The sequence below is a fragment of the Microbacterium sp. HMWF026 genome (assembly GCF_003061325.1).
GTDB lineage: Bacteria > Actinomycetota > Actinomycetes > Actinomycetales > Microbacteriaceae > Microbacterium > Microbacterium testaceum_E.
Window position 1 is genome coordinate 1 of sequence record NZ_QAJB01000448.1, and the last position, 5,706, is coordinate 5,706.

At 72.4% G+C, this 5,706-nt stretch carries 8 protein-coding genes; 4 read left to right on the plus strand and 4 right to left on the minus strand.

All coding sequences use genetic code 11. The features are described 5' to 3' along the window. The 4 genes from DBR36_RS16220 to xseA form a co-directional block, all read right to left on the minus strand. On the minus strand, nucleotides 1–441 hold a 441-nt coding region (locus DBR36_RS16220), incomplete at its 3' end, for a carbonic anhydrase (protein ID WP_308810975.1). Between the two features lie 8 nt (nucleotides 442–449). After that, complete coding sequence (locus DBR36_RS16225) at nucleotides 450–1,082, minus strand: DUF4245 family protein (RefSeq protein ID WP_108320735.1); 633 nt, start codon at nucleotides 1,080–1,082, stop codon at nucleotides 450–452. Further along, nucleotides 1,082–1,312: an exodeoxyribonuclease VII small subunit gene (locus DBR36_RS16230; protein ID WP_181373649.1), complete on the minus strand. Its 231-nt coding sequence runs from the start codon at nucleotides 1,310–1,312 to the stop codon at nucleotides 1,082–1,084. Before DBR36_RS16230 ends, DBR36_RS16225 begins: the two co-directional genes overlap by 1 nt. A 10-nt stretch (nucleotides 1,313–1,322) precedes the next feature. Continuing rightward, nucleotides 1,323–2,681, minus strand: a complete 1,359-nt coding sequence (xseA, locus tag DBR36_RS16235) for an exodeoxyribonuclease VII large subunit (protein WP_108320737.1) — start codon at nucleotides 2,679–2,681, stop codon at nucleotides 1,323–1,325. A 117-nt stretch (nucleotides 2,682–2,798) separates the two neighbouring features. Between xseA and DBR36_RS16240 the strand changes: the two genes are divergently transcribed. From DBR36_RS16240 to DBR36_RS16255, 4 genes are read left to right on the plus strand one after another with little or no spacing between them, the layout of a single operon-like run. Continuing rightward, entirely contained in the window at nucleotides 2,799–3,860 is a 1,062-nt protein-coding gene (locus tag DBR36_RS16240; RefSeq protein ID WP_181373650.1) for a 4-hydroxy-3-methylbut-2-enyl diphosphate reductase, read from the plus strand. Next, nucleotides 3,857–4,420 carry a DUF6264 family protein gene (locus tag DBR36_RS16245; protein ID WP_108320738.1) on the plus strand — a complete coding sequence of 188 codons (564 nt, stop codon included), beginning with the start codon at nucleotides 3,857–3,859 and terminating at the stop codon, nucleotides 4,418–4,420. The genes DBR36_RS16240 and DBR36_RS16245 overlap by 4 nt, the downstream gene beginning before the upstream one ends. 55 nt (nucleotides 4,421–4,475) lie before the next feature. Then, a complete protein-coding gene (locus tag DBR36_RS16250; protein WP_108320739.1) occupies nucleotides 4,476–4,979 on the plus strand; it encodes a sigma-70 family RNA polymerase sigma factor in 504 nt (167 codons plus the stop codon). Then, the gene (locus DBR36_RS16255) at nucleotides 4,976–5,671 is read left to right on the plus strand and encodes a zf-HC2 domain-containing protein (RefSeq protein WP_108320740.1); all 696 of its coding nucleotides are present in this window, start codon (nucleotides 4,976–4,978) and stop codon (nucleotides 5,669–5,671) included. Before DBR36_RS16250 ends, DBR36_RS16255 begins: the two co-directional genes overlap by 4 nt. The last annotated feature ends 35 nt before the right edge of the window (nucleotides 5,672–5,706 follow it).

Genomic DNA, 5,706 nt, shown 5'->3' on the forward strand with positions numbered 1-5,706 from the left:
CCCGTCGACGGCGTGGTCGCGCTGCACGCGGCGCACCGCGGGCACGATGGGGGCGATCTGGCGCCAGATGTAGGCGGGCAGGGTCGGGGCGTCGGGGCCCGTGCTGTCGATCGCGGCGCCGACCGCGCCGCACGCGTCGTGCGCGAGGACGACGATGAGGGGCACTTCGAGGACGCCGACGGCGTACTCGAGGCTGCCGAGGACCGAGTCCGAGACGACCTGTCCGGCGTTGCGCACGACGAAGAGGTCGCCCAGGCCCTCGTCGAAGATGATCTCGGCCGCCAGGCGCGAATCGGAGCACCCGAACAGTGCCGCGGTCGGGTGCTGCGAGCTGGCGAGCTCGGCGCGACGCTCGACGTCTTGACGGGGGTGGGCGGGCTCGCCCGCGATGAAGCGCTTGTTGCCCTCCACCATCTGCTGCCACACCTGACGGGGGGTCATGCGCTCGCTCACGGGACCTCTCTCAACTGCTCGATCTGGGACGTGACGGATGCCGCGGCGAGGGCCGCGGTGTCGGGGGAGGCGTCTCCGTAGACGAGGACGTAGTCGGGACCCGCCGGGGTGGCCAGGGCGTAGTCGATGTTGCCGGTGCCCGAGGGGTTGGACGGACGGTACACGTTCCACGTGATGCCGTCGATCTCGGTCGTCTCGGTGCTGCGGGTGCCGTCGAGGACCTGGGCGACCCATGCCTCGCCCGTGTCGAACCCCTGCGCGACGCGCAGGAACCCGGGTTCGCCGGAGCGCACGTAGACCATCGTCCACGCCTCGGTGCCGCCGACGCCCTCGGTGCCGGCCTGATTGACGCGCCATCCCTCGTCGAGGGCGGGAGCGAGGACGGGGCGCCCGCGGTCGGCCTCGAGCTCGGCGGCGAGGGCGCGGACGTCGGGCTGCGGCTGGGGGACCGGCTCGCCGCGGGGAACGGCGGCGATCACGACGAGCACCACGCCCACGGTCGCCAGCAGCGCGGCGATGAGGTTGCGGAACGTCTTGCTCGAGCGGTACCGAGCCGAGGCCTCGGCCTTGCGGTCGGCGGTCTCTTGCGGGGTCTCGGGGCGCCCGAGGTGGGCGACGACGCGGGCCATCAGTCGTCGTCTCCGTCGCCGCGGGCGGCGTCGAGGCGCCGCTTGGCGCCCAGGAGCCATTCTTCGCAGCGGGCGTACAGCTTCTCGCCGCGCTCCCAGAGGGCCAGCGACTCTTCGAGCGTCGGTGCGCCCTGTTCGAGCTCGGCGACGACGCGCACGAGCTCGTCGCGAGCCTGCTCGAACGAGAGGGAGGCGACGTCGACGGCAGGGCCGGGGGTCGTCGCGGTCATGGCATCCATTCTAGGCGGCGTCGGTGGGGACGCCGCCGTCCCTTGCCTCGTCGTCGAGCGGATCGGTCGGGGGAGGAGGGGTGGTGCCGTGCGGGACCACGTCGGCCACCGCGCCGTTCGAGCGGGCGGCGAGCGTGCCCTGCTCGAGGGTCAGGCGCAACGTCGTCCCCGCGGGCGCGTCCGCGGCGTCGCGCACCACCGCCCCGTCGGGCAGCTGAGCGATCGCGTAGCCGCGGGCGAGGGTCGCCAGCGGCGACAGGGCGCGCAGCCCGGCGCCGAGCTCGCTCGCACGACGCCTTTCGCTCTCGAGGCGGCGGTCGACGATGTCGCGGCCGCGGTTGGACAGCATCCACAGCTCCTGCGCGCGCGAGGTCAGCATGGTGTGCGGAGTGCGCAGCGCCGGACGGGAGCGGATCTGCTCGAGCTGCGCGATGTCGTGCAGCACGCGCTGGGTGAGTCGCCCGGTCAGCCGCGCCCGCAGCTGGGCCACGAGGGCGCGCTGTTCGCTGACGTCGGGCACGACGCGCTTGGCGGCGTCGGTGGGTGTGGAGGCGCGGACGTCGGCGACCTCGTCGAGCAGGGGGCGGTCGTTCTCGTGACCGATCGCGCTGACGACGGGAGTGGATGCCGCGGCCACCGCGCGCAGTAGACGCTCGTCGCTGAAGCCGAGGAGCGTCTGCGGGTCGCCGCCGCCGCGGGCGATGACGATGACGTCGACGTCGGGGTCGGCATCCAGGACCTTCAGGGCGGCGATGGTCTCGGGGACGCACCGGTCTCCTTGCACGGCCGCGTGCTGCGTGCGGAAGCGCACGCGGGGCCACCGCAGCTCGGCGTTGCGGTGCACGTCCTTCTCGGCGTCGGAGTTCTCGCCCGTGATGAGTCCGATGCAGTGCGGCAGGAACGGCAGCTTCTTCTTGCGGACGGGATCGAACAGGCCCTCGGACCGCAGCTGCACGCGCAAGCGCTCGAGGCGTTCGAGCTGCTCGCCGAGGCCGACGTGGCGCATGGCCGAGATGGCGAACGAGAAGTCGCCGGTGCGCGGGAAGTAGTCGGCTTTGACGCACGCCACGACGTGATCGCCGACCTTGAGGTCCTTGGGCAGGCGCGCGAGCGTGCTCGACCAGATGCGGAAGGCCACCGTGGACTCGGTGCCGAGGTCCTTGAGGCGTCCGAACACGTTGCCGCCCCGGCGGTTGAACGAGGTGATCTCGCCCTCGACCCAGACCGACCCCCAGCGCTCGATGAAGCCCCGGATCGTGTCGTTCAGACGCGAGACCGAGGTGGGGGCGTCGGTGCGCGAATCGCGCGGGTGCACCGAATCGGCGGGCGGCGCCTGACCGGGGACGGTCTCGGGCTGGAAGGAGGTCATATCGCTCGCTCGGGTGCGCGCGCCGGGAGCGCGCGGGGATCGGTGGCGGAAAGAGGAGTCATGGTACCGGGGAGGGGGTTCGGCCGGTGTCCAGGGCGGCCCCGGTAGAATCGAGGGGTGAGCTCACCTGCCGTCCACCTGCCCGTTCCCCGCATCCCGGGTCGTCGCGGGCGGCTCCAGGATATCCCCGTCGACGGCCGCAAGAAGGTGCTGTTGGCCGCGCCCCGCGGGTACTGCGCGGGAGTGGACCGCGCGGTCATCGCCGTGGAGAAGGCGTTGGAGCGCTACGGCGCGCCCGTCTACGTGCGCAAGCAGATCGTGCACAACATCCACGTGGTCACCGAGCTCGAGAAGAAGGGCGCCATCTTCGTCGAAGAGGTCGACGAGGTCCCCGCGGGATCGCACGTCGTCTTCAGTGCGCACGGTGTCTCTCCGGCCGTCGTGTCCGCGGCATCCGATCGGGGACTCCAAGCGATCGACGCGACCTGCCCGCTGGTGACCAAGGTGCACCGCGAGGCCGTTCGCTTCGCGCGCGACGACTTCGAGATCCTGCTGATCGGCCACGAGGGGCACGAAGAGGTCGAGGGCACCGCCGGCGAGGCTCCCGAGCACGTCACGGTGGTCAATTCCCCTGAGCACGCCGACACGGTCGAGGTGCGCGACCCCTCCAAAGTCGTGTGGCTGTCGCAGACCACCCTGTCCGTCGACGAGACGATGGAGACCGTGCGTCGCCTGCGGCTCCGCTTCCCCGAGCTGCAGGACCCGCCCTCCGACGACATCTGCTACGCCACGCAGAACCGCCAGGTCGCGATCAAGAAGGTCGCCGTCGGCGCCGACCTGGTGATCGTCGTCGGCTCGGCGAACTCCTCCAACAGCGTGCGACTGGTCGAGGTCGCCCTCGAGCACGGGGCCAAGGCCGCCTACCGCGTCGACTACGTCGACGAGGTCAAGCAGGAGTGGCTCGACGGCGTCGAGACGGTCGGCGTCACCAGCGGCGCCTCGGTGCCCGAGGTGCTCGTCACCGAGGTGCTCGAAGAGCTCGCCGGCGCGGGCTACCGCGACGTCGAAGAGGTGCGCACGGCCGAAGAGGACCTCATGTTCTCGCTGCCGAAGGAACTGCGTCAGGATGCCGCCGGTAAGCGCGACAGCCGCGCGCTCGGCGGTCGGGGTCGCGCGTGAGCGCTGACGACGCCTCGACCGGCCGGCCGCCGCGCCCCCAGTACGGCGAGTACGCCACACCCGAGGAGCAGCGCGCGCGCATCCAGCGCCCCGAGGTGACCGAGGCCCTCGACGCGGGAATCGCCCCGGCGCCCGCCGCCGAACCCGAGCCGGTGCCGGCGTCCGCGACGTCGCCTCTCGTACGGGGTCCGCGGTGGGATCGCATCCTCACCTTCGGCCTGCTCGTCTACGGACTCGTGTCGACCGTGTCCACGATCGTGCAGCTGCTCGACTTCCCGAACTACGCCGAGTCCGCCGCCCGCATCCTGGGTTCGCAGGCCTCGTACACCAACCTCTCGGCGGGCTACGTGTGGGGCGCCGCCGCAGCGCTGACCTACGGCGTCGGCTGGCTCGTGACCGCCGTCCTCACCTGGCGTCGGCTGGGCCGCGGCCGGGTGGCGTTCTGGGTTCCCCTGGTCGGGTTCGTGGTCACGGCCACGATCGCCGCCGTCTGCGTCACCATCGCCCTGACCGGCGACCCGCAGTTCATGTCGGGCCTGCTCGCGGCCGTCCCGAACTGAACCGCGGGGCCCGGCATCCCGTGTTCTCCATGAACGAGGGAGAGGGGATGCCGCGGTGCGAGACCAACACGCGCAGCTGACGGCGCTGTACGACGCGCACGCGATCCCCGTCTGGCGGTACGTCGTCAGCCTGACCGGCGACCACGCCGGTGCCGACGACGTCGTGCAGGAGACTCTGCTCCGCGCCTGGCGGACCCCCCGGGTCATGAGCGACGACCCCGCGTCGCTGAGGTCGTGGATGTACACCGTCGCGCGCAACCTCGTCATCGACGAGGCGCGCAGCGCGCGGCGTCGCCACGAACTGCCCGTCGATGAGTTGCCCGAACGGGCGCGCGACGACGACACCGACGCCATGTTCGACGCACTGCTGGTCGAAGAGGCGCTGTCGACGCTGACACCCGACCATCGCGCGGTGATCGTCAGCGCCTACTACGGCGGCCGGAGCGTCGCGCAGACGGCGGAAGAGCTCGGCATCCCGGCCGGCACCGTCAAGTCGCGGCTGCATTACGCGGTGCGGGCACTGCGGCTCGCGCTGCAGGAGAGGGGGGTGACCCGGTGACCGACGAACACGACCGTCTCTCGAGCTGGGACGGCGCCTACGTGCTCGGAGCGTTGTCGGCGGCGGACCGCGCGGAGTACGAGCGGCATCTCGCCGTGTGCGACGCGTGCCGCGCGGACGTCGCGGAGCTGGCGCCCACCGCGGGACTGCTGTCGCGGCTCTCGGCGGAGCGCGCCCGTGCGATCGGCGACGCGGTGGCGCCGGTCGCCTCGCCCGACCCCGCCCTGCGCGAGCGCATCGTCGCCGCCGCGCGCCGTCGTCGCGCCCGCCGTCGCACCCTGTGGGTGCTCGCGGCCTCGGTCGCACTCGTCGCCATCGCCGTCCCCGGCGCGATCGCCGTCGGCACCGCGGTGCAGACGCCGACAGCCGTGTACGCCCTCGACGACGTGGCGGGGGCGCCCCTCGAGGCCTCGGTCAAGCTCACCCCGGTGCCGTGGGGCACGCGCATCGACCTGGTCTGCCAGTACACCGGCGAGGTGCTCGACGCCCCGCCCGGCGGCTGGCCGTACGCGCTCGCCGTGACCGACGACGCCGGTGCGACGAGCGTGCTGTCGACCTGGCGGGCCGGTCCCGGCTCGACGACCGAGCTGAGCGCGGGGACCGACCTGGCCGCGGCCGACATCGGGGCGGTCGAGATCCGCACCCTCGAGGGTGACCGCGTGGTGATGCGGCGGTCGTTCGACACGCCCTGATCCGCCGCGGGCACAGGACGCTCTAGCATCGTCAG